Origin of the sequence: Streptomyces sp. NPDC093018, from assembly GCF_040684035.1 — a bacterium.
GTDB classification, from domain to species: Bacteria; Actinomycetota; Actinomycetes; order Streptomycetales; family Streptomycetaceae; genus Streptomyces; species Streptomyces murinus.
Window position 1 is genome coordinate 390,144 of the sequence record NZ_JBFBFF010000005.1, and the last position, 19,584, is coordinate 409,727.

The 19,584-nt window shown below is 70.5% G+C and carries 22 protein-coding genes; 10 read left to right on the plus strand and 12 right to left on the minus strand.

All coding sequences use genetic code 11. From position 1 onward, the window contains the following. Positions 1 to 124: 124 nt before the first annotated feature. The 3 genes from AB0N90_RS15055 to AB0N90_RS15065 form a co-directional block, all read right to left on the minus strand. Positions 125 to 1,156 carry an alanine racemase gene (locus AB0N90_RS15055; RefSeq protein WP_037650433.1) on the minus strand — a complete coding sequence of 344 codons (1,032 nt, stop codon included), beginning with the start codon at positions 1,154 to 1,156 and terminating at the stop codon, positions 125 to 127. Positions 1,157 to 1,239: 83 nt separating this feature from the next. Next, positions 1,240 to 2,361, minus strand: a complete 1,122-nt coding sequence (locus AB0N90_RS15060; protein WP_037650435.1) for a peptidoglycan bridge formation glycyltransferase FemA/FemB family protein — start codon at positions 2,359 to 2,361, stop codon at positions 1,240 to 1,242. 177 nt (positions 2,362 to 2,538) lie between these two features. Further along, positions 2,539 to 2,850 (minus strand): hypothetical protein, encoded by a 312-nt coding sequence (locus AB0N90_RS15065; protein ID WP_037650437.1) that lies wholly within the window; start codon positions 2,848 to 2,850, stop codon positions 2,539 to 2,541. Positions 2,851 to 3,132: 282 nt separating this feature from the next. Between AB0N90_RS15065 and rpsF the strand changes: the two genes are divergently transcribed. The 4 genes from rpsF to rplI all read left to right on the plus strand — a co-directional run bounded on the left by rpsF (position 3,133) and on the right by rplI (position 4,836). Continuing rightward, positions 3,133 to 3,423 carry a 30S ribosomal protein S6 gene (rpsF, locus tag AB0N90_RS15070; protein ID WP_037650441.1) on the plus strand — a complete coding sequence of 97 codons (291 nt, stop codon included), beginning with the start codon at positions 3,133 to 3,135 and terminating at the stop codon, positions 3,421 to 3,423. A gap of 73 nt (positions 3,424 to 3,496) precedes the next feature. Beyond that, positions 3,497 to 4,093 carry a single-stranded DNA-binding protein gene (locus AB0N90_RS15075; protein ID WP_085565606.1) on the plus strand — a complete coding sequence of 199 codons (597 nt, stop codon included), beginning with the start codon at positions 3,497 to 3,499 and terminating at the stop codon, positions 4,091 to 4,093. Positions 4,094 to 4,134: 41 nt separating this feature from the next. Continuing rightward, positions 4,135 to 4,371 (plus strand): 30S ribosomal protein S18, encoded by a 237-nt coding sequence (gene rpsR / locus AB0N90_RS15080; protein ID WP_003949403.1) that lies wholly within the window; start codon positions 4,135 to 4,137, stop codon positions 4,369 to 4,371. An 18-nt stretch (positions 4,372 to 4,389) separates the two neighbouring features. Beyond that, positions 4,390 to 4,836, plus strand: a complete 447-nt coding sequence (gene rplI, locus AB0N90_RS15085) for a 50S ribosomal protein L9 (protein ID WP_037650447.1) — start codon at positions 4,390 to 4,392, stop codon at positions 4,834 to 4,836. A gap of 124 nt (positions 4,837 to 4,960) precedes the next feature. On the opposite strand, the gene AB0N90_RS15090 is transcribed toward rplI, so the two are convergent. Continuing rightward, positions 4,961 to 6,298 carry an MATE family efflux transporter gene (locus tag AB0N90_RS15090; RefSeq protein WP_365196455.1) on the minus strand — a complete coding sequence of 446 codons (1,338 nt, stop codon included), beginning with the start codon at positions 6,296 to 6,298 and terminating at the stop codon, positions 4,961 to 4,963. Between the two features lie 482 nt (positions 6,299 to 6,780). Between AB0N90_RS15090 and dnaB the strand changes: the two genes are divergently transcribed. Further along, entirely contained in the window at positions 6,781 to 8,259 is a 1,479-nt protein-coding gene (dnaB, locus tag AB0N90_RS15095; protein ID WP_365196457.1) for a replicative DNA helicase, read from the plus strand. A 25-nt stretch (positions 8,260 to 8,284) separates the two neighbouring features. Here the strand turns inward: dnaB and AB0N90_RS15100 are convergent, their stop codons facing one another. Next, entirely contained in the window at positions 8,285 to 9,400 is a 1,116-nt protein-coding gene (locus tag AB0N90_RS15100; RefSeq protein WP_365196459.1) for an FAD-dependent monooxygenase, read from the minus strand. Positions 9,401 to 9,479: 79 nt separating this feature from the next. Here AB0N90_RS15100 and AB0N90_RS15105 point away from each other — a divergent pair, with 79 nt between their 5' ends. The 3 genes from AB0N90_RS15105 to AB0N90_RS15115 all read left to right on the plus strand — a co-directional run bounded on the left by AB0N90_RS15105 (position 9,480) and on the right by AB0N90_RS15115 (position 12,213). After that, on the plus strand, positions 9,480 to 10,160 hold the full coding sequence (locus AB0N90_RS15105) for a TetR/AcrR family transcriptional regulator (protein ID WP_361671969.1): 681 nt from the start codon (positions 9,480 to 9,482) through the stop codon (positions 10,158 to 10,160). A gap of 30 nt (positions 10,161 to 10,190) precedes the next feature. Next, positions 10,191 to 10,724, plus strand: a complete 534-nt coding sequence (locus AB0N90_RS15110) for an AAA family ATPase (protein ID WP_365196462.1) — start codon at positions 10,191 to 10,193, stop codon at positions 10,722 to 10,724. Positions 10,725 to 10,827: 103 nt separating this feature from the next. Then, a complete protein-coding gene (locus AB0N90_RS15115) occupies positions 10,828 to 12,213 on the plus strand; it encodes a serine hydrolase domain-containing protein (RefSeq protein ID WP_361671965.1) in 1,386 nt (461 codons plus the stop codon). A gap of 96 nt (positions 12,214 to 12,309) precedes the next feature. Here the strand turns inward: AB0N90_RS15115 and AB0N90_RS15120 are convergent, their stop codons facing one another. Together AB0N90_RS15120 and AB0N90_RS15125 are read right to left on the minus strand one after the other, a co-directional pair. After that, positions 12,310 to 12,762, minus strand: coding sequence for a GNAT family N-acetyltransferase (locus AB0N90_RS15120; protein WP_365196465.1), 453 nt, complete (start codon positions 12,760 to 12,762; stop codon positions 12,310 to 12,312). A 9-nt stretch (positions 12,763 to 12,771) separates the two neighbouring features. Beyond that, positions 12,772 to 13,230: a MarR family transcriptional regulator gene (locus AB0N90_RS15125; RefSeq protein WP_365196467.1), complete on the minus strand. Its 459-nt coding sequence runs from the start codon at positions 13,228 to 13,230 to the stop codon at positions 12,772 to 12,774. A 144-nt stretch (positions 13,231 to 13,374) separates the two neighbouring features. On the opposite strand from AB0N90_RS15125, the gene AB0N90_RS15130 reads away from it, so the two are divergent. Continuing rightward, the gene (locus AB0N90_RS15130) at positions 13,375 to 14,586 is read left to right on the plus strand and encodes an MFS transporter (protein ID WP_365196468.1); all 1,212 of its coding nucleotides are present in this window, start codon (positions 13,375 to 13,377) and stop codon (positions 14,584 to 14,586) included. A 121-nt stretch (positions 14,587 to 14,707) separates the two neighbouring features. Beyond that, complete coding sequence (locus tag AB0N90_RS15135; protein ID WP_365196469.1) at positions 14,708 to 15,127, plus strand: heme-binding protein; 420 nt, start codon at positions 14,708 to 14,710, stop codon at positions 15,125 to 15,127. Positions 15,128 to 15,251: 124 nt separating this feature from the next. Here the strand turns inward: AB0N90_RS15135 and AB0N90_RS15140 are convergent, their stop codons facing one another. From AB0N90_RS15140 to AB0N90_RS15160, 5 genes are all read right to left on the minus strand, one after another. Further along, complete coding sequence (locus AB0N90_RS15140) at positions 15,252 to 16,118, minus strand: GNAT family N-acetyltransferase (protein WP_365196472.1); 867 nt, start codon at positions 16,116 to 16,118, stop codon at positions 15,252 to 15,254. Positions 16,119 to 16,206: 88 nt separating this feature from the next. After that, a complete protein-coding gene (locus tag AB0N90_RS15145; protein ID WP_037650478.1) occupies positions 16,207 to 16,689 on the minus strand; it encodes an NUDIX hydrolase in 483 nt (160 codons plus the stop codon). 80 nt (positions 16,690 to 16,769) lie between these two features. Then, positions 16,770 to 17,675: a LysR family transcriptional regulator gene (locus tag AB0N90_RS15150; protein ID WP_365196474.1), complete on the minus strand. Its 906-nt coding sequence runs from the start codon at positions 17,673 to 17,675 to the stop codon at positions 16,770 to 16,772. Positions 17,676 to 17,915: 240 nt separating this feature from the next. After that, on the minus strand, positions 17,916 to 19,064 hold the full coding sequence (locus tag AB0N90_RS15155) for a cystathionine gamma-lyase (protein ID WP_365196477.1): 1,149 nt from the start codon (positions 19,062 to 19,064) through the stop codon (positions 17,916 to 17,918). After that, positions 19,061 to 19,582 carry a low molecular weight protein-tyrosine-phosphatase gene (locus AB0N90_RS15160; protein WP_365196479.1) on the minus strand — a complete coding sequence of 174 codons (522 nt, stop codon included), beginning with the start codon at positions 19,580 to 19,582 and terminating at the stop codon, positions 19,061 to 19,063. The genes AB0N90_RS15155 and AB0N90_RS15160 overlap by 4 nt, the downstream gene beginning before the upstream one ends. Between the last annotated feature and the right edge of the window lie 2 nt (positions 19,583 to 19,584).

Below are 19,584 nucleotides of genomic sequence, written 5' to 3' on the forward strand. Positions count from 1 at the left end.
CGAACGGCTCGGCTGAACGGCCCGCCGCTTCGGCCCGAGTGCGGGACGAGGACACGAAGAAGGCCGTACACGGAGTTCCGTGTACGGCCTTCCCGTTGTCCGGTACCGGCGGGCTCGGCCGGTCTCAGCAGTCCACGATGCGGTCGAACTGCGTGGTGGTGTGCCGCAGATGGGCCACCAGCTCGTCGCCGACCTTGGGCTCCGCGGCGTCCGAGGGCACGAACAGGATCGACACCTGCATGTGCGGCGGTTCGGCGAACCAGCGCTGCTTGCCGTCCCAGACGAACGGGGAGAGGTTCCGGTTGACCGTGGCGAGACCGGCACGGGCGACGCCCTTGGCGCGCGGCATGACGCCGTGCAGGGCCTTCGGCGCCTCCAGGCCCACTCCGTGCGACGTACCGCCCGCCACGACCACCAGGAAGCCGTCGGAGGCCGCCTTCTGCTGCCGGTAGCCGAACCGGTCGCCCTTGGTCACCCGGGTGACGTCCAGGACGGCACCGCGGTACTGGGTCGCCTCGTGGTCCCCCAGCCACAGCCGGGTGCCGATGCGGGCGCGGAACCGGGTCTGCGGGAACTGCTGCTGGAGCCGGACGAGTTCGTCGGCCTTGAGGTGGCTGACGAACATCGTGTGCAGCGGCAGCCGGGCCGCGCGCAGCCGGTCCATCCAGCCGATGACCTCCTCGACGGCGTCCGAGCCGTCGGTGCGGTCCAGCGGCAGATGGATGGCGAAGCCCTCCAGGCGGACGTTCTCTATGGCCTGGTGCAGCTGCGGCAGATCCTGCTCGCTGATGCCGTGCCGCTTCATCGAGGACATCACCTCGATGACGACACGCGCGCCCACCAGGCCGTACACACCGTCGATCGAGGAGACCGAGCGGACCACCCGGTCGGGCAGCGGCACCGGCTCCTCGCCGCGCCGGTAGGGCGTCAGCACCAGCAGGTCGCCGCCGAAGTAGTCCTTGATGCGTGCGGCCTCGTAGGTGGTGCCGACGGCGAGCAGGTCCGAGCCGAGCCGGGTGGCCTCCTCCGAAAGCCGTTCGTGCCCAAAGCCGTAGCCGTTGCCCTTGCAGACCGGGACCAGGCCCGGGAACTGCTCCTGCACGTGCTTGTGGTGCGCCCGCCAGCGCGCGGTGTCGACGTAGAGCGTGAGCGCCATGGCCGGACCCGGACCCTTTCTCGTGGCTGAGGTGTATCGGGGGTGAGAGTGCTGTGAACCCTATGGAATCAAACGCCGGCTGCTCAGCGGCGCGACATGTAGATGTCGAGCGCCTTGTGGAGCAGCTTGTTCAGCGGGAAGTCCCATTCGCCGAGGTACTCGGCGGCCTGTCCGCCGGTGCCGACCTTGAACTGGATCAGGCCGAACAGGTGGTCCGACTCGTCCAGCGAGTCGGAGATGCCGCGCAGGTCGTAGACGGTCGCCCCGAGCGCGTAGGCGTCGCGCAGCATGCGCCACTGCATCGCGTTCGAGGGCCGGACCTCGCGGCCGATGTTGTCGGAGGCGCCGTAGGAGTACCAGACGTGGCCGCCGACGATCAGCATGGTGGCCGCGGACAGGTTCACGCCGTTGTGCCGGGCGAAGTACAGCCGCATGCGGTTGGGGTCCTCGGTGTTGAGGGCCGTCCACATGCGCTGGAAGTACGACAGCGGGCGCGGCCGGAAGTGGTCGCGCACGGCCGTGATCTCGTACAGCCGCTGCCACTCGGCGAGGTCCTGGTAGCCGCCCTGGACGACCTCGACGCCGGCCTTCTCGGCCTTCTTGATGTTGCGGCGCCACAGCTGGTTGAAGTTCTTGTGGACCTCTTCCAGGGAGCGGTTCGCCAGCGGCACCTGGTAGACGTAGCGCGGCTGGACGTCGCCGAAGCCCGCGCCGCCGTCCTCGCCCTGCTGCCAGCCCATGCGGCGCAGCTTGTCGGCGACCTCGAAGGCGCGCGGCTCGATGTAGTCGGCCTCCAGGTCGCGCAGGCGCTTGACGTCCTGGTCCTGGATGCCCTTCTTGATCGTCTCGGCGTTCCAGCGCCGGATGATCACCGGCGGGCCCATCTTCACGGAGAAGGCGCCCTGCTGCTTCAGGTGCGCGAGCATCGGCTGGATCCAGTCGTCCAGGTTCGGCGCGTACCAGTTGATGACCGGGCCCTCGGGCAGATAGGCGAGGTAGCGCTTGATCTTGGGCAGCTGGCGGTAGAGGACCAGGCCCACGCCGACCAGCTGACCGCTGCGCTCGTCGAACCAGCCGAGGCTCTCCGAGCGCCACTCCGCCTTCACGTCGGCCCAGGCCGGGACCTGCATGTGGCTCGCCGACGGCAGGCTCTGGATGAATGCCAGATGCTGCTCTCGGCTGATGGTCCTCAGGGTCAGGCTCATGTCGGGGCGCTCCTCGGGCTGGTGTGTCCCCATGGGTTCAGGGGCTCCGGCTCTCGCGCCGAAGCCTACTGCGCCCGCTGAGCACCCCGATGGGGCGGACGGCTCAGAAGGGCCCGCCCGCGCGAGACCGCCCCCGCGGAGATCGTCTTCGCGGGGGCCGCCTCGGGAGGGACCGCCTCAGAACAGGCCGCCGAACAGCCCGCCGTTCGACATGCCGATCAGCAGGCCGACCCCGGAGGCGCCGAGGCCGAGGATCAGCCCGAAGCGCTCGCGCGTGGTCACCGAGACCCACTGCCCGTACGCGCCGGTGACGATGCCGACCAGACCGGCCCAGGACGTGAGCAGGTGCAGGCCGGGGAAGAACGCGGTGATGAAGGACAGCAGGCCCAGGACCAGCGTCACGGCCATCAGGATGTCCGGGAGCGGATGGGTCTTGCCGTCGCTGGCGAAGAGGGATCCGGCGGTGTTGGGCTGCAAAGCCTGTGCCATGGGGCACCTCCTGCGGAAGGCGGCGCATCGTAGCGCCGTACACACCCGACGTGTACAGATTGTCGGCCCTCACGGCCGGATTTCAACCGGAAGCGGGTGTGCGGGTAGTCTGTACCGTCTGCACCGGTGTCTGCCCGGATCTGCGGCGGGGAATCCTCGCGGAGCCCTGATCGTCAGTGGAAACCCCTGATTGTCAGTGCCGGCCGATACCGTTGCGAACGCATTAGACCCTCCTGCCACGGAACGACCGTGGCCGCTGAGTCCAAAGGAGGTGGGTTCCACATGCGTCACTACGAGGTGATGGTCATCCTCGACCCCGATCTCGAGGAGCGTGCTGTCTCCCCGCTGATCGAGAACTTCATGTCCGTCGTCCGTGATGGCGGCGGCAAGGTGGAGAAGGTCGACACCTGGGGCCGTCGTCGTCTCGCCTACGAGATCAAGAAGAAGCCCGAGGGCATCTACTCGGTCATCGACCTGCAGGCCGAGCCTGCGGTCGTCAAGGAGCTCGACCGCCAGATGAACCTGAACGAGTCGGTCCTCCGGACCAAGGTCCTCCGTCCCGAGATGCACTGAGCCTCGGCTCAGTTGATCCCGGGATTCGAGTAGCAGCAAGCAGCCAGCAGCAAACCCGCCGAGAGGTTCCCCCATGGCAGGCGAGACCGTCATCACGGTCATCGGCAATCTTGTCGACGACCCCGAGCTGCGCTTCACCCCGTCCGGTGCGGCGGTCGCGAAGTTCCGTATCGCGTCCACCCCCCGCACCTTCGACCGTCAGACCAACGAGTGGAAGGACGGCGAGAGCCTGTTCCTGACCTGCTCGGTCTGGCGTCAGGCGGCGGAGAACGTCGCCGAGTCGCTCCAGCGAGGCATGCGCGTGCTCGTGCAGGGCCGGCTGAAGCAGCGGTCCTACGAGGACCGTGAGGGCGTCAAGCGCACGGTCTACGAACTGGACGTCGACGAGGTCGGCCCCAGCCTGCGCAACGCCACGGCCAAGGTCACCAAGACCTCCGGTGGTGGCGGTCGCGGTGGCCAGGGCGGTTACGGCGGCGGTCAGCAGGGCGGCGGCCAGGCCGGCGGCGGCTGGGGCGGTGGCTCCGGTGGCGGCCAGCAGGGTGGCGGCGCTCCGGCCGACGACCCGTGGGCGACCGGCGCTCCCGCCGGTGGCAACCAGGGTGGCGGCGGCTGGGGCGGTGGCTCCGGTGGCAACCAGGGCGGCGGCTACTCGGACGAGCCTCCTTTCTAGGGCTCGTATCCCACACTTCTTGATCACACAGGAGAAACACCATGGCGAAGCCGCCTGTGCGCAAGCCTAAGAAGAAGGTCTGCGCTTTCTGCAAGGACAAGGTCACGTACGTGGACTACAAGGACACGAACATGCTGCGGAAGTTCATTTCCGACCGCGGCAAGATCCGTGCCCGCCGCGTGACCGGCAACTGCACGCAGCACCAGCGTGACGTCGCCACGGCCGTGAAGAACAGCCGTGAGATGGCGCTGCTGCCCTACACGTCCACCGCGCGATAAGGGAAGGGTGACCGACTCATGAAGATCATCCTCACCCACGAGGTCTCCGGCCTCGGTGCCGCCGGCGATGTTGTCGACGTCAAGGACGGCTACGCTCGCAACTACCTGATCCCGCGGAAGTTCGCTATCCGCTGGACCAAGGGTGGCGAGAAGGACGTCGCGCAGATCCGTCGTGCGCGCAAGATCCACGAGATCCAGACCATCGAGCAGGCCAACCAGGTCAAGGCCCAGCTCGAGGGCGTGAAGGTCCGTCTGGCCGTTCGCTCCGGCGACGCCGGTCGTCTCTTCGGTTCCGTCACCCCGGCCGACGTCGCGTCCGCGATCAAGGCTTCCGGTGGCCCCGAGGTCGACAAGCGCCGCATCGAGCTGGGCGCCCCGATCAAGACCCTGGGCTCCCACGAGACGTCCGTGCGTCTGCACCCCGAGGTGGCCGCCAAGGTCGCCATCGAGGTCGTCTCTGCGTGACCCAGCGCTCGGTCTGAGCAGCTGAGAAGAGGGGCCGTACCCATCGCGGGTACGGCCCCTCTTCCGTTGCGGCTGTCGCCGGCGCGTCCCGGGGGCGCCTCGGCGGATGTTTCACGTGAAACGGTCAGCGGGTCGCCCCCGTCACCAGCCAGCGGCCCGAGCGGCTGCGCCACCAGAGGGTGGCCATACGGACGGTCATCATCAGCGTCATCGCGGCCCAGAGCGCGGTCAGACCGCCGCCGAATGCCGGGACGAGCAGGGCCGCCGGGACGAACACCGCCAGGGTCACCAGCATCGCCCAGGCCAGATACGGCCCGTCGCCCGCACCCATCAGCACGCCGTCCAGGACAAAGACGATCCCGCAGACGGGCTGTGACAGGGCCACCATCAGCAGCGCGGGCAGTGCGGCGTCCTTGACCACCGGGTCGCTGGTGAACAGCGGCAGGAAGAGCGGCCGGGCCGCGACGACCAGCAGTCCGAGTACGACACCGGTGGCGATGCCCCACTGGACCATCCGCCGGCAGGCCGCGCGAGCGCCCTCGGTGTCGGCCGCTCCGAGGTAGCGGCCGATGATGGCCTGCCCCGCGATCGCGATGGCGTCGAGCGCGAAGGCCAGCAGGCTCCACAGGGACAGAATGATCTGGTGGGCGGCGATGTCGGCGTCACCGAGGCGGGCCGCGACGGCGGTTGCGATCATGAGGATCGCGCGCAGCGACAGGGTGCGGACCAGCAACGGGACACCGGCCTGGGCCGAGGCCCGGATCCCGGCCGCGTCCGGGCGCAGGGACGCACCGTGCCGACGGGCGCCGCGTACGACCACGGTCAGATAGACGGTCGCCATGGCGCACTGCGCGATGACCGTGCCCCAGGCCGAGCCGGCGATGCCCAGCCCGGCGCCGTAGACCAGGCCGACATTGAGAACGGCGTTGGCGATGAATCCGCCGACGGCGACATAGAGCGGTGTCCTGGTGTCCTGGAGACCGCGGAGCACTCCGGTGGCGGCGAGCACCATGAGCATGGCCGGGATGCCCAAGGAGGAGATGCGCAGATAGGTCGTGGCGTACGGCGCCGCCGTGGTGGAGGCGCCGAAGAGGTCCACGATGCCGGGTGCCAGGGGGAGGACGACGGCGATGACCACGACCCCGAGCAGCAGCGCCAGCCAGATGCCGTCCATGCCCTGGCGGATGGCGCCCGGGCGATCGCCCGCGCCCACCCGGCGGGCCACGGCGGCCGTGGTGGCGTACGCGAGAAAGACGAACACGCTCACGGCGGTGGTCAGGAGGGCGGAGGCGACGCCGAGACCGGCGAGCTGGGCGGTGCCGAGGTGGCCGACAATGGCACTGTCCGCCATGACGAAGAGAGGCTCGGCGACGAGCGCGCCGAAGGCCGGGACGGCCAGCGCGACGATCTCTCGGTCGTGCCGCCGACGGGTGGCCTCGGGGATCTCGGGAGCCTGGGTCATGGGCGCTAATGTAATCGTCCACAGGTAAGAGATGCAATTGCATTGTGACCCTTACTTATGCTCCTGAATGCCGTCCGCTCGCGCACCGTTCGAACTGATCTTGGTCCGACCGGGAAAGTTTTTCTTCTGCACAGCCGGTGGATGTCGAAGCCGCAGGTCAGAGGCGTGGCCCGCAGAGGATCGAGGGCTTGTTCACAGGGCTGTCCACCGGGTCGTGCACAGGTTTCGGCGAGTTCTCCACAGCATCGGGGCCGTCGTCCACATGGCCTGTGGATAACCAGATTGGCTGACGGTGCCGACGGGCCTACCGTTGTCCGGCGCCCGCTCCTTCTCCGGGCCCCGGCAGGCGATGCCTCCGAGGCTCGGGAAACGGCACAAAACCGACGCGCCCTGAGCGGAGTTGGGCCTCTCGATTTGTCAGTGTCGTGCCGTACAAAAGAGGACACGGCGAGGTCCGCCGTGTGACGGGAGGAGGTGGCTCGGTGAGCGTTTCCGAGCCCTTGGACGATCCGTGGGCCGACAGCGGGCCCAGTGATCGTCTGCCGGCCTCCCGTCGGCGACCCGAGGGCGGCCGGGGCCGTGACGAGCAGCACGACCGGGGCCGGGACAACGCCGGCTGGGAAGGCGGCGGTTCCTCCTTCGAGCGGGTGCCCCCGCAGGACCTCGACGCCGAGCAGTCGGTGCTCGGCGGCATGCTGCTGTCCAAGGACGCCATCGCCGACGTCGTGGAGATCCTCAAGGGCCACGACTTCTACAAGCCCGCGCACGAGACGATCTACCAGGCGATCCTGGACATCTACGCCAAGGGTGAGCCGGCCGACCCGATCACCATCGCCGCGGAACTCACCAAGCGCGGCGAGATCAACAAGGTCGGCGGCGCGGCGTACCTCCACAGCCTGGTCCAGACCGTGCCGACGGCGGCCAACGCCGAGTACTACGCGGAGATCGTCCATGAGCGCGCCGTACTGCGCCGCCTGGTCGAGGCCGGCACCCGGATCACGCAGATGGGATACGCGGCCGACGGCGACGTGGACGAGATCGTCAACAGCGCCCAGGCCGAGATCTACGCCGTCACCGAGCAGCGCACCAGCGAGGACTACCTGCCGCTGGGCGACATCATGGAGGGCGCGCTCGACGAGATCGAGGCGATCGGCTCCCGCAGCGGCGAGATGACCGGTGTGCCCACCGGGTTCACGGACTTCGACTCGCTCACCAACGGACTGCACCCCGGTCAGATGATCGTCATCGCGGCCCGTCCCGCCATGGGTAAGTCGACGCTGGCACTGGACTTCGCGCGGGCCGCGTCGATCAAGAACAACCTGCCGAGCGTCATCTTCTCGCTCGAAATGGGCCGCAATGAGATCGCGATGCGTCTGCTGTCCGCCGAGGCCCGCGTCGCCCTGCACCACATGCGCTCCGGCACGATGACCGACGAGGACTGGACCCGGCTCGCCCGCCGGATGCCGGACGTCTCGGCCGCCCCGCTCTACATCGACGACTCCCCGAACCTGTCGATGATGGAGATCCGGGCCAAGTGCCGCCGCCTCAAGCAGCGCAACGACCTGAAGCTCGTCGTCATCGACTATCTCCAGCTGATGCAGTCCGGCGGTTCCAAGCGCGCCGAGAGCCGCCAGCAGGAGGTCTCGGACATGTCCCGTAACCTCAAGCTCCTCGCCAAGGAGCTGGAGATCCCGGTCATCGCGCTGTCCCAGCTGAACCGTGGCCCCGAACAGCGCACCGACAAGAAGCCGATGGTCTCCGACCTGCGTGAGTCCGGCTCGATCGAGCAGGACGCCGACATGGTCATCCTGCTGCACCGCGAGGACGCCTACGAGAAGGAGTCCCCCCGCGCCGGCGAGGCCGACCTGATCGTCGCCAAGCACCGTAACGGCCCCACGGCCACCATCACGGTCGCCTTCCAGGGCCACTACTCGCGCTTCGTGGACATGGCGCAGACCTGATCGACGCGAGGGAACCCGCCGGGTTTCAGGCGCCGTCGGGCTGGAAGAACGCGAGCATCTTCCGGGCCGCGCCCGGGGACATCAGCATGTCTTTCATCTTCGCGGACATCCGGGCGGCGGCGCCGGTGCGTTCGAACATCTCGTGTTCGTATTCCGCGACGGCGGCGGGGAAGTCGTCCGGGTGCGCGGCCAGCGCGAGACCGAGCAGGGCGCCGTCGAGCAACGCCATGTTGGCGCCCTGGCCCACCGGCGGCATCAGATGCGCGGCATCGCCGAGCAGGGTGACGCCCGGTGTCGAAGGCCAGGTCAGGCCGACCGGGAGGGCGGTGATCGAGCGCGGCTCGATCGTGTCGTCGCAGGCCGCTATCAGCGCGGTGAACCGCGGGTCCCAGCCGGAGAGCAGGTCGATCAGCCGTGCCCGGGCGGTGGCCGGGTCGTCGAACGGGATCCCGCTGGTGGCGAACCAGTCCTCGCCGGTGTTGTAGAAGCTGAGGCCGATGCGCACACGGCCGTCGCCGTTGCGCTGCGCCGCCAGGGACATCCCGTCGCCGAGCACCCAGTAGTTGCCGCGCCCGACCATCGCCGCGAGGCCGGGGTGGGTGCGGTCGATATCGGGGATGCCGACCTCGACGACGTTCTGGCCGATGTGTGCCGGGCGGGCGTCGGTGAGCAGCGCGCGGACCCGGGAGTGCGCGCCGTCCGCGCCGACCAGCAGGTCGTACGACGCGCCGCCGCCGTCGGCGAAGTCCAGCCGGCCGTTGCCCGCGGAGGTGAACTCGTGGCCCCAGCGCACCGTGTCCTCGGGGAGGGAGTCCAGCAGCAGGTCGCGCAGGTCGGCGCGGTCGACCTCGGGCCGGTCGAGCGGGGCGTCGTCGGGGGTGTCCTCCTGGAGCAGGAGGGTGCCGTCCGGTTCGAGGAGACGCATGTCCTGGCCCTCGCCACGGGCGATCGCGTGGAACCCGTCGAGGAGACCGGCCTCGCGCAGCGCCCGCCGGCCGGAGTGGATGTCGAGCATGCCGCCCTGGCCGCGCGCACCGCGCGACGACTCACGTTCGTACACGACGGAATCCAGGCCGTTGACGTGCAGCACACGGGCGAGAGCCAGGCCGCCGAGGCCGGCTCCGACGATGGCGATGGTCATGGCTGTCCCTCTTGCCTCTCTTCGATACGCCGCACGTGTCGATACACTGTATCGCTCCATACGATGTATCGTTTGCGGCATGTTGGTGTGGGAGAGGCCGGAGCCGCCGGAGCGACCGGTGCCGGCCCCGTTGAACCGCGAGGCCATCGTGCGAACGGCGATCCGGCTGGCCGACGCGGACGGCCTGGAGGCGGTGTCGCTGCGCAAGGTCGCCACCGCGCTGGGCGTCGGGCCGATGCGGCTGTACAGCTACATCGCGAGCAAGGAGGAGCTGCTCGACCTGATGGTCGACGCGGCCTATGCCGAGATCCGGCCCGTCGGCGACGGCTGGCGGCAGGTGCTGCGCTCTCTCGCCGAATCCACCCGGCAGGCCGCCCATGAGCACGAATGGCTCGCCGATCTGCTCGGTGGCCGACCGCAGCTCGGCCCGCACGCGCTGGCCAACGGCGAGACCGTGGTGGCCCGGCTCGACGGCATCGCTCTGGACGACGCCATGCCGATGGTCGCTGCGGTCAACGCGTATGTGATCGGCGCGGTGCGCCGGGAGATCGCCGAGCGGCGAGCCGAGCGGGCCAGTGGGATGGACGAGAGGCGCTGGCAGGCCGCACTCGGGCCCTATCTGGAGCGGACCTTCGCCACCGGCCGATTCCCCGCGCTGGCCACGGTGGTGCGTGACGCCGCCCATCTGGACGCCGACGCCACCTTCCGATTGGGCCTCGATTTCCTGCTCGACGGCATCGAGGCCCGCGTTTCGCGGTGACGCGGCGGCTGCCCCTGCATCATCGGTGGGGTGACCCGTCGCATCGTGCTCGTCACCGGGGCGCCCGGAGCCGGCAAGACCACCCTGGCGCTGCCGCTGTCGGCAGAGCTCCGTTTCCCGTTGCTGTCCAAGGACCACATCAAGGAGACCCTGCACGACGCGCTGGACGCGCCGGTGGATCTGGCGTCCTCCCGCCGACTGGGCGCCGCGGCCATGCGGTTGCTCTGGGCCCTGGCCGCGCGCTGTCCGGAGGCCGTCCTGGAGGCCAACTTCCTGCCGCGCCACCCCGACACCCGCCCTCATCTGGAGTCCTTGGCCGCGACCGTGGTCGAGGTCCATTGCCGGTGCCCACCGGCCGAGGCCGCTCGCCGCTACGCCGAGCGCGCGGCCGGGGCCCACGCGGTCCACGTCGTCCATGAACTCCGGCCCGAGGTCCTCGCCCAGTACGACCGGCCGGTCGGCTACGGCACCGTCATCACGATGGACACGACCCGCCCCAACGATCCGGCCGACATCGCGGGCCGGGTCCGCGAGGCGTTCGACGGGCAAGCGACACGACCCTGAAGTGGAGCGCTTGGCCCTCATTGCGGCCAACACCCCACTTCTCGTGGGATTTCCTACTGGAAATGGATTCGACGCACGGCGTTCCAGCAGGTGGACTGGGGGAATGACGACTTCACAGGATGCGCTGCTCCCGGGGACCCAGCGCGCGCTGCTGCACAGGATCGCCGTCGCGCAGAGCGAGGGGCGGGCGCCGTCGTTGGTCGCCGCCGTGGTGCGCGGCGGGCAGGCCGTGTGGCACGGAGCGCGGAGCTCGGTGGACGGGCACGCGCCGGACGAGAACGTGCAGTACCGGATCGGCTCGATCACCAAGACCTTCACGGCCGTGCTGGTGATGCGGCTGCGCGACGAGGGCGTGCTCGACCTCGGCGATCCGCTGGACAAGCATCTGCCGGGCACCGGTGTGGGGGAGGCCACGATCGCCGAACTGCTCGCGCACACCTCCGGGGTGGCGGCCGAGTCGCCCGGACCCTGGTGGGAGCGGACGCCCGGCTCCCTGCGGCCCGAACTCGCCGATGTGCTCGGCGAACAGCCCCTGCTGCACCCCGCGGGCCGCCTGCACCACTACTCCAACACCGGCTATACGCTGCTCGGCGCGCTGGTGGAGGAACTACGCGGCGCCCCCTGGGCGGAGGTGCTGCGCCGGGAGATCCTCGAACCGCTCGGCCTGCACCGCACCACCCCCCAGCCGGAAGCCCCGCACGCGGGCGGCTGGGCGGTGCATCCCTGGGCCGACGCCCTGCTGCCGGAGCCGATGGAGGACCTCGGCCGGATGGCCTCCGCCGGTCAGCTGTGGTCGACCACGGGGGACCTGGCGAAGTTCGCGGTGTTCCTGGCCCACGGTGACGAGCGGGTGCTCGGCGCGGAGTCGGTGCGCGAGATGCGGACTCCGGCGGCGCCGGCCGAGGCCCCCGATGTGGTGGACGGGGTCACCTACGGCCTCGGCATGCAGCTCCATGCCCGCGGCGGACACCTGATGTTCGGCCACTCCGGCTCGCTGCCCGGCTTCCTGGCGAACCTCACCATCAGCCTGGAGGACGACGTGGCCTCGGTGGTGCTCACCAACTGCACCAGCGGACCGTCCCTGGGCGCGCTGGGCGACGACCTCGTACGGATCGTCGCTGAGGCGGAGCCCCGCATCCCCGAGCCCTGGCGCCCGCTCCGTGAGGTCGATCCGGCGGTGCTGGAGCTGGCCGGGCAGTGGTACTGGGGGACCGGCGCCTTCGGCCTGCGGGTGACGGCCGACGGCCATATCTCGCTCGACCCGCTGACCGGCGGCGGTCGCGGGTCCCGCTTCCGGTCGAACGGCGACGGCACCTGGACGGGTCTGGAGGACTACTACGCCGGGGAGCTGCTGCGGCCCGTACGGCGGCCGGACGGGTCCCTGAGCCACCTCGACCTCGGCTCGTTCGTGTTCACCCGGCAGCCGTACGACCCCGAGGCCCCGGTGCCGGGCGGCGTGGACCCGCAGGGCTGGCGCGGCATCAAGTAGGCGGAGGGCAAGAGGGGTTGCATCGCTTGTTTCACGTGAAACAGGCGATGCAACCCCTTTGTCGTACTCTGCTCCCCGCCGTCGGAGCGAAGACGGTCAGAGGCGCAGTTTGAAGCCCTCGTGCGACGCGGTGAACCCGAGCCGCTCGTAGAACCGGTGGGCGTCGGGACGCTTCTTGTCGGACGTCAGCTGCACCATCACGCAGTCGAGCCGCCGGGCCGTGTCGACGGCCCACTGGATCAGCTCGGTGCCCAGTCCGCTGCCCCGCTCGTCCGCGTGGATGCGAACGGCCTCGATCAGCGCACGGGTCGCGCCCCGGTGGGACAGCCCGGGGATGATCGTGAGCTGAAGGGTGCCGATCACCCGGCCGTCGCGTACGGCGACGACGAGGTGCTGGTTCGGGTCCGCTGCCAGCCGCTTCAGCGCCGCCCGGTACGGGGTCAGGTCATCGGGAGACTCCCGCTGCGCGCCCAGTGGATCGTCGGCGAGCATCGCGACGATCGCCGGAAGGTCGTCCTCGGCCGCGGCCCGTATCTCAAGATCTCCCATGCCCGCACCCTATGCGGGGGCGTTCAGCGACTCCACCACGCGTACCAGCGGTGCCAGTTCGGGGTTTCTGGAAGCCTCGTCCAGGGCCTCGCGCAGGGCGCCGTCATTGGTCGGGCGCGCCTCCTCGAGAAGCCGCAGGCCCGCCTCGGTGACGTTGGTGTAGATACCGCGCCGGTCGGTGGGGCACAGATAGCGCTCCAGCAGACCGCGGTCCTCCAGGCGGGTCACCAGGCGCGTGGTGGCGCTCTGACTGAGTACGACGGCCTCGGCGACCTGCTTCATCTGCAGATGCCCGCCCTCGTCGTCGTGCTGTCGGCTCAGCACGTCGAGCAGCGAGTACTCGCGCACGCTGAGGTCGTGCTCGGCCTGGAGGGCGCGTTCGATGTGCGCCTCGATCCGGCCGTGCAGCGCAGAGAGGGCGCACCAGCCCTGGGCGAGGGCGGTGAGCGCGGGGTCCGTCGCTGTCATGGGCGTTCTCCTCCGTCTCGGAGTGGTTGCCCCCAGGGTAGACCACTGCCCGCAATAGCCAGCTCTTGCATTTAAACCGCGCCTGCAAGTATTGTCGAAACACGCAAAGCGCTCATGCAATCTTCTGGGAAGGTGTACCCCCACATGCCTCTCGCGCTTCTGGCCCTCGCGATCGGGGCCTTCGGAATCGGCACCACCGAGTTCGTGATCATGGGCTTGCTGCCCGAGGTCGCGGGCGACTTCGGCGTCTCCATCCCCACGGCCGGCCTGCTCGTGACCGGCTACGCACTCGGCGTGGTCATCGGCGCCCCGCTGATGACCGTGCTCGGCACCAGGATCCCGCGCAAGCGGATGCTGATGCTGCTGATGGGTCTCTTCATCGCCGGGAACCTGCTGTCCGCCCTCGCCCCCGCCTTCGCGATCATGGTGATCGGACGAGTGATCGCCTCGCTCGCCCACGGCGCCTTCTTCGGCATAGGTTCGGTCGTCGCGGCCGAACTGGTCGCGCCCCAGAAGAAGGCCGGCGCCATCGCCATGATGTTCACCGGTCTGACGGTCGCCAATGTCATCGGCGTCCCGCTGGGCACGCTGATCGGCCAGCACGTCGGCTGGCGCGTCACCTTCGCGGTCGTCGCCGGGCTCGGCGTCATCGGTCTCGCCGGTATCGCCAAGCTGGTGCCCGAGCTGCCACGGGCCGAGGGCGTGCACCTGCGCCATGAGCTGGCCGCCTTCAAGAACGCCCAGGTCCTGCTGGCCATGGCGATGACCGTCCTCGGCTTCGGCGGCGTCTTCGCGGCCGTCACCTACATCGCGCCGATGATGACCCACGTCGCCGGTTTCGCCGACGGCTCGGTCACCTGGCTGCTGGTCCTGTTCGGCCTCGGCATGGTCGGCGGCAACCTCGTCGGCGGCAGGTTCGCCGACCGCGCCCTGATGCCGATGCTCTACATCTCGCTCGGCGCCCTGGCCGTCGTCCTCGCCCTGTTCACGCTGACCGCCCACAACAAGATCGCGGCGGCCGTGACCATCGCCCTGATCGGCGCCCTCGGCTTCGCCACCGTCCCGCCGCTGCAGAAGCGCGTCCTCGACCACGCCCATGGCGCGCCGACGCTCGCCTCGGCCGTGAACATCGGCGCCTTCAACCTGGGCAACGCCCTCTCCGCCTGGCTCGGCGGCCTGGTGATCTCGGCCGGCCTCGGCTACACGGCCCCCAACTGGGTCGGTGCCGCGCTCGCCGCGGCCGCCCTGGTCCTCGCCGTCCTCTCGGCCGCCCTGGAGCGCCGCGAGGCCCCGCACGGTGCCACCGCGGCCGCTTCCGCCGCGCCCGCCGACCGGCCCACCGCCGTCCACCACTGAGCCACCGCGGTCCGCGGCCGTCCGCGGCCCACGGTCACCCGCACCGAACCGCGGTACGGCCCCCACCCGGCAAGTCCCGACACAGCGATGCCCCCACCGCAACACCCGAGGAGAACCTTCCATGAGCACCACCGCCGTCGCCCCGCTCACCACCGAGGACGCCGAGCTGCTCGTCGCCACGGCCCGCCGGGCGGCCGAGGAGGCGGGAGTCACCGTCAGCGTCACCGTGCTCGACGCCGGCGGCCATCTGCTCGCCTTCCGCCGGGACGACCGGGCGGTGCTGATCTCCGGCGAGACCAGCACCCGCAAGGCCTACACCGCGCTCCAGCTGAACGCCCCCACCGCCGACCTGGTCGACGCCGTCCAGCCGGGCGGCCTCTTCCACACGCTGCCCACGGCCCTCGACCGGCCGCTGCTGTTCATCGCGGGCGGCATCCCCGTCCACCGCGACGGCCGGCTGATCGGCGCGGTCGGCGTCGGCGGCGGCGCCCCGGAGCAGGACCACCGCTTCGCCACCGCTGCCGTCCAGGCCCTCGCCTGATCACCCCGGCCCGCTACGCCCGCAGGCCCCGCCGCTTCGAGCGCCGGGGCCTGCGGGCGTCGTACAGCGGCGCGGTCGTACGGAGGACACGGTCGTACGACGGCACACCGCGTCGTACGACGTCTCAGCCGGCGGCCACCGTCAGCGGGGCGAACCGGCGCGTCCAGTCGCCCGGAAGCTCGGTGATGCCGTACGTCATCACCGAGTTGTGTGCCACCGAGGCCAGCCCCCGGGCCTTGGCCCAGGCCAGCAGCTCCTCGTGACGGACGTCGATATCGGTGCGCAGCGGGCGGTCCGTGCCGGCCGCCAGTGAGGCGATCAAGGCCTGGGCGGTCTCCGTGTCCCGGGCGATCAGCGGGCCGACGACATGGGTGTCCATGTTGGGCCACGCGGCCGCGTAGCCGATGACCCGGCCGTCCTCCTCGGCCACCCGCAGCTGGTCCGCGAAGGCCGGGAGCCGTGCGAGGAGCGGTGTCCGGTCGGCGCCGAACACCTCCTCGTCCACGCGCAGGATCCGGGGAAGGTCCTCCGCGGTGGCGGCCCGCGTCGTGACCCCGAGGTCCGGGCCGCCGGGGGCGAAGCGACCCCTGAGCATCTCCGCCCGGCCCGTCACCTTGAAGCCCAGCTCCTCGTACAGGGGGCGGCCGTTCTCCGTGGCGTACAGGGTCAGCGGGGTGCCGTCCATGGCGGACACCACATGCCGCATCAAGCGGCGGCCGACACCCCGGCGGGCGTGGCGTTCGGCGACCAGCACCATGCCGATGGCACCGAGTTCCGGTTGCCCCCAGGAGCCGTACTCGGTGATGACGCATGCGGCGACGAGACCACCCTGAGGGTCGTCGATGCCGAAGCCGCGCCCGGCGGTGAGGAGGAAGCCCCACTTGTGTTCCTCGCGTGGCCACCCCCGGTCCTCGGACAGATCGGCGCAGGCGGTGAGATCGCGCAGCGTCAGACGACGGATGGGCAGTGCGTCGAGGGAAGGAGTTGGCACGCACGTCAGGCTGTCCGAAGGGGACCCCCGGCGTCCACCCGTTTCACGTGAAACATCGCTTCGTCGGCCACCCGACAGGACACGCCCGCTATCCCAGGTCGGGGGCGTGCATGGCGCGTACGCCCTCGATGTTGCCGTCCAGATAGTGCCGCAGCGACAGCGGGACGAGATGGACGGACGCGATGCCGACGCGGGTGAACGGGACGCGGACGATCTCGTACTCCCCGGCGGGCTCCTCCACCTCCGGGCCATGGCGCAGGGACGGGTCCATGGACGCCAGTCGGCAGACGAAGAAGTGCTGCACCTTCACGCCGGTCGCGCCGCCGTCCTCACCGATGTGTTCCACGGTGTCCACGAAACACGGCACCACATCGCTGATCTTGGCGCCCAGTTCCTCGTACACCTCCCGGTGCAGGGCATCGACGACGGTCGAGTCCTCGGGATCGACCCCGCCTCCGGGGGTCACCCAGTAGGGATCGACGCCGGGCTTGGTGCGCTTGATCAGGATCAGGTCGTCGCCGTCCAGCAGAACGGCACGGGCGGTGCGCTTGACCACGGGTCGGACGGTCATGGGAGAAATGTGGCCCGGCTGGTTCCACGTGAAACATCGCAAAGCGGAACCGGCTGACCGCGCTGAGTGGCCTCGGGCCGTCAGCCCCAGCTCGTGGCCGCCCGCAGTAGCGTCTCATGGGCGCGGGCCACGGTCGGCAGGGCGAGCGTGCCCGTGCGGACCACCAGGAAATAGGTGCGCAGCGGCGGCACCACCGGGTCGTGCAGGGCCACGACCGCGCCCCGGTCGAGGGCCGGTGCGCAGAGATAGCGGGGCAGTACGGCCAGACCCGCGCCCGCGCTCGCACAGGCGAGGACGGCCCGCAGATCCGGGGCGACGATCGTGCCGGGGGCGGTGGGGCGGGCGTCGAAGACGGAGGCCCAGTAGCGGGAGACGAAGGGCAGCGACTCATGGACATCGATCACGGGCAGGTGCTGGAGGGCGGGCGCCCCCTTCAGCCGTAGCGCGTCCGGGTCGAGGTGCTCCGCCCAGCGGGGAGCGGCGATCAGCACATGCACCTCGTCGCAGAGCGCCGTCGCGCTGAACAGGGCGCCGCGTGGCCTGACGGTGCTGATCGCCAGATCGTGGTGACCGGCCGCGAGTCCCTCCAGGACCTCCTCCGGGGGCCCGAAGGAGGCGCGCAGCGCGAAGCCCCGGCGGCTCTTCCCGGTCAGTTCCGCGAGGGCGGGCAGGGCGCGTTCGGCGGTGAACTCCGGGGGTCCGGCCAGGTGCAGGGTCGTCGGCGAGGACTCGTCGTCCGGGCGGCACTCGGCTATCTCCACCAGCGCGTCGAGATGGGGCGCGGCCTTGTGGGCGAGCTCGTCGCCGATGGTGGTCGGGGTGACCCCGCGCGCCTGGCGCAGGAAGAGGGGCTTTCCCAGCTGGCGTTCCAGGGTGCGGATCTGCGAGGTGACGGCGGGCTGGGAGAGGCCGAGCAGGGCCGCGGCACGGGTGAAGGAGCCGGCTCGGTGCACGGTGACGAAGGTGCGCAGCAAGGCCAGGTCCATGGCATGCCCTCCCCTGCCCTCGCCCTTGTCCGGCCCCGGCAGGCGTCAACTATAAATATGTCGATAGGCCCCTGTCGCTAGCGTGATTGGACACTGACAGAGAGTCAACTAGCCTTGGTTGCACGGTTCTTCGCAAGCGGAACCGGAGACGGTCCGAGCCACGAGGGGGGAGGCTCGGACCGTCGTACGCGATGGGGCGGGACGGCGCCTTCGCGATCCGGCCCGCTCGAAGCGCCGGGGTCACTGCGCCGACTCGTCCAGGGCGCGCAGGATGTCCGCCACCAGGTCCTCGGGATCCTCGGCGCCGACGGACATCCGGACGAAGCCCTCCGGGACGGCGTCCCCGCCCCAGCGGCCGCGGCGCTCGGCCGTGGAGCGCACCCCGCCGAAGCTCGTGGCGTCCTCCACCAGCCGCAGGGCGGCGAGAAAGCGTTCGGCACGCACACGCGTGGGCAGCGTGAACGACACGACGCAGCCGTAGCGGCGCATCTGCCGCGAAGCGATCTTGTGCGCGGGGTCGTCCGGCAGCCCCGGATAGCGCAGACCGGTGACCTCCGGCCGCTGCCGCAGGGCCTCGGCGACGGTGAGCGCGGTGGCGTTCTGCCGGTCGACGCGCAGCTGGATCGTGGCGATGGAACGATGCGCGAGCCATGCCTCCATCGGCCCCGGGATCGCCCCGACGATCTTGCGCCAGCGGCGTACGGCCGCCATCGCCTCGGCGGCGCGGCCGGCCACGTACCCGAGCAGGACGTCGCCGTGCCCGGTGAGCTGCTTGGTGCCGCTGGCCACGGCGAAATCGGCGCCCAGGGCCAGCGGGCGCTGGCCGAGCGGGGTGGCGAGGGTGTTGTCGACGGCCACCAGGGTGCCCTGGGCGTGTGCCGCGACCGCAAGACGCCGGATGTCGCACACATCGAGCCCCGGGTTCGACGGGGACTCGATCCACAGCAGCCGGGCGCCCTCCAGGGCCTCCAGCTGGGCGTCCCCGCCGGTGGGGGCGGTGCGCACCTCGACGCCGTACGCCTCCAGCTGGGCGCGGACCAGCGGCAGCGCCTGGTAGCCGTCGGACGGCAGCACCACCGCGTCCCCGGCGCGCAGCTGGGAGAACAGCACGGCGGAGATCGCGGCCATGCCGGAGGCGAACACCAGCGTCTCGACGTCCGGCCGCCCGGGAGCCTCCAGCTCGCCGATGGCGTTCTCCAGCAGCGTCCAGGTCGGGTTGTCGTCACGGCCGTAGGAGTACGGCCCTGTCACCTCGCCCGGCAGATGGAAGTGCGCGGCGAAGACGGGGCCCGGCAGCGTCGGCTCGTGCTTGACCGGCTCGGGCAGCCCGGCCCGGACCGCACGCGTGCCGTCGCCCACGGGCCCCTCGTCCACGGTTGCGTCGCTCATGCGGCCCGTCCTTCCAGGTGTTCCCGTACGGCGGCGAGCAGTCCGGTGCTCGCCTCCTCCACCATCTCAAGGCATTCCGCGAAACCGTCCGGGCCGCCGTAGTACGGGTCCGGCACGTCGAGATCGCCGCCCAGGGGATCGTCCGGCGCGAGGACGCCGGGCGAGCGGCGGGCGTACGCGCGCAGCAGGCGGACCTTGTGCACGTCGTCCTCGGTGGGCGCCAGGCGGCGCAGGTCCCGCAGATGACCGGCGTCGAGGGCGATCACGAGGTCGCGGCGGGCGAACCAGGACGGCTGGAACCGGCGTGCGATGTGGTCGCAGTCGTAGCCGCCGTCGCGGAGGACGGTGACGGTGCGCGGGTCGGCGGCCTCGCCCTCGTGCCAGCCGCCGGTGCCCGCGCTGTCGATCTCCACCCGGTCCGCCAGCCCGGCCTCCGCCACCCGTGCGCGAAAGACGTACTCGGCCATCGGGGAACGGCAGATGTTGCCGGTGCACACGAAGCAGACGCGGTAGGTCATGG

Excerpts from the sequence above, each read along its gene's own strand:
- AB0N90_RS15055 (WP_037650433.1), bottom strand. The coding sequence starts at position 1,156 with ATGGCGCTCACGCTCTACGTCGACACCGCGCGCTGGCGGGCGCACCAC.
- AB0N90_RS15060 (WP_037650435.1), bottom strand. The coding sequence starts at position 2,361 with ATGAGCCTGACCCTGAGGACCATCAGCCGAGAGCAGCATCTGGCATTC.
- AB0N90_RS15065 (WP_037650437.1), bottom strand. The coding sequence starts at position 2,850 with ATGGCACAGGCTTTGCAGCCCAACACCGCCGGATCCCTCTTCGCCAGC.
- rpsF (WP_037650441.1), top strand. The coding sequence starts at position 3,133 with ATGCGTCACTACGAGGTGATGGTCATCCTCGACCCCGATCTCGAGGAG.
- AB0N90_RS15075 (WP_085565606.1), top strand. The coding sequence starts at position 3,497 with ATGGCAGGCGAGACCGTCATCACGGTCATCGGCAATCTTGTCGACGAC.
- rpsR (WP_003949403.1), top strand. The coding sequence starts at position 4,135 with ATGGCGAAGCCGCCTGTGCGCAAGCCTAAGAAGAAGGTCTGCGCTTTC.
- rplI (WP_037650447.1), top strand. The coding sequence starts at position 4,390 with ATGAAGATCATCCTCACCCACGAGGTCTCCGGCCTCGGTGCCGCCGGC.
- AB0N90_RS15090 (WP_365196455.1), bottom strand. The coding sequence starts at position 6,298 with ATGACCCAGGCTCCCGAGATCCCCGAGGCCACCCGTCGGCGGCACGAC.
- AB0N90_RS15100 (WP_365196459.1), bottom strand. The coding sequence starts at position 9,400 with ATGACCATCGCCATCGTCGGAGCCGGCCTCGGCGGCCTGGCTCTCGCC.
- AB0N90_RS15105 (WP_361671969.1), top strand. The coding sequence starts at position 9,480 with ATGTTGGTGTGGGAGAGGCCGGAGCCGCCGGAGCGACCGGTGCCGGCC.
- AB0N90_RS15115 (WP_361671965.1), top strand. The coding sequence starts at position 10,828 with ATGACGACTTCACAGGATGCGCTGCTCCCGGGGACCCAGCGCGCGCTG.
- AB0N90_RS15120 (WP_365196465.1), bottom strand. The coding sequence starts at position 12,762 with ATGGGAGATCTTGAGATACGGGCCGCGGCCGAGGACGACCTTCCGGCG.
- AB0N90_RS15125 (WP_365196467.1), bottom strand. The coding sequence starts at position 13,230 with ATGACAGCGACGGACCCCGCGCTCACCGCCCTCGCCCAGGGCTGGTGC.
- AB0N90_RS15130 (WP_365196468.1), top strand. The coding sequence starts at position 13,375 with ATGCCTCTCGCGCTTCTGGCCCTCGCGATCGGGGCCTTCGGAATCGGC.
- AB0N90_RS15135 (WP_365196469.1), top strand. The coding sequence starts at position 14,708 with ATGAGCACCACCGCCGTCGCCCCGCTCACCACCGAGGACGCCGAGCTG.
- AB0N90_RS15145 (WP_037650478.1), bottom strand. The coding sequence starts at position 16,689 with ATGACCGTCCGACCCGTGGTCAAGCGCACCGCCCGTGCCGTTCTGCTG.
- AB0N90_RS15150 (WP_365196474.1), bottom strand. The coding sequence starts at position 17,675 with ATGGACCTGGCCTTGCTGCGCACCTTCGTCACCGTGCACCGAGCCGGC.
- AB0N90_RS15155 (WP_365196477.1), bottom strand. The coding sequence starts at position 19,064 with ATGAGCGACGCAACCGTGGACGAGGGGCCCGTGGGCGACGGCACGCGT.
- AB0N90_RS15160 (WP_365196479.1), bottom strand. The coding sequence starts at position 19,582 with ATGACCTACCGCGTCTGCTTCGTGTGCACCGGCAACATCTGCCGTTCC.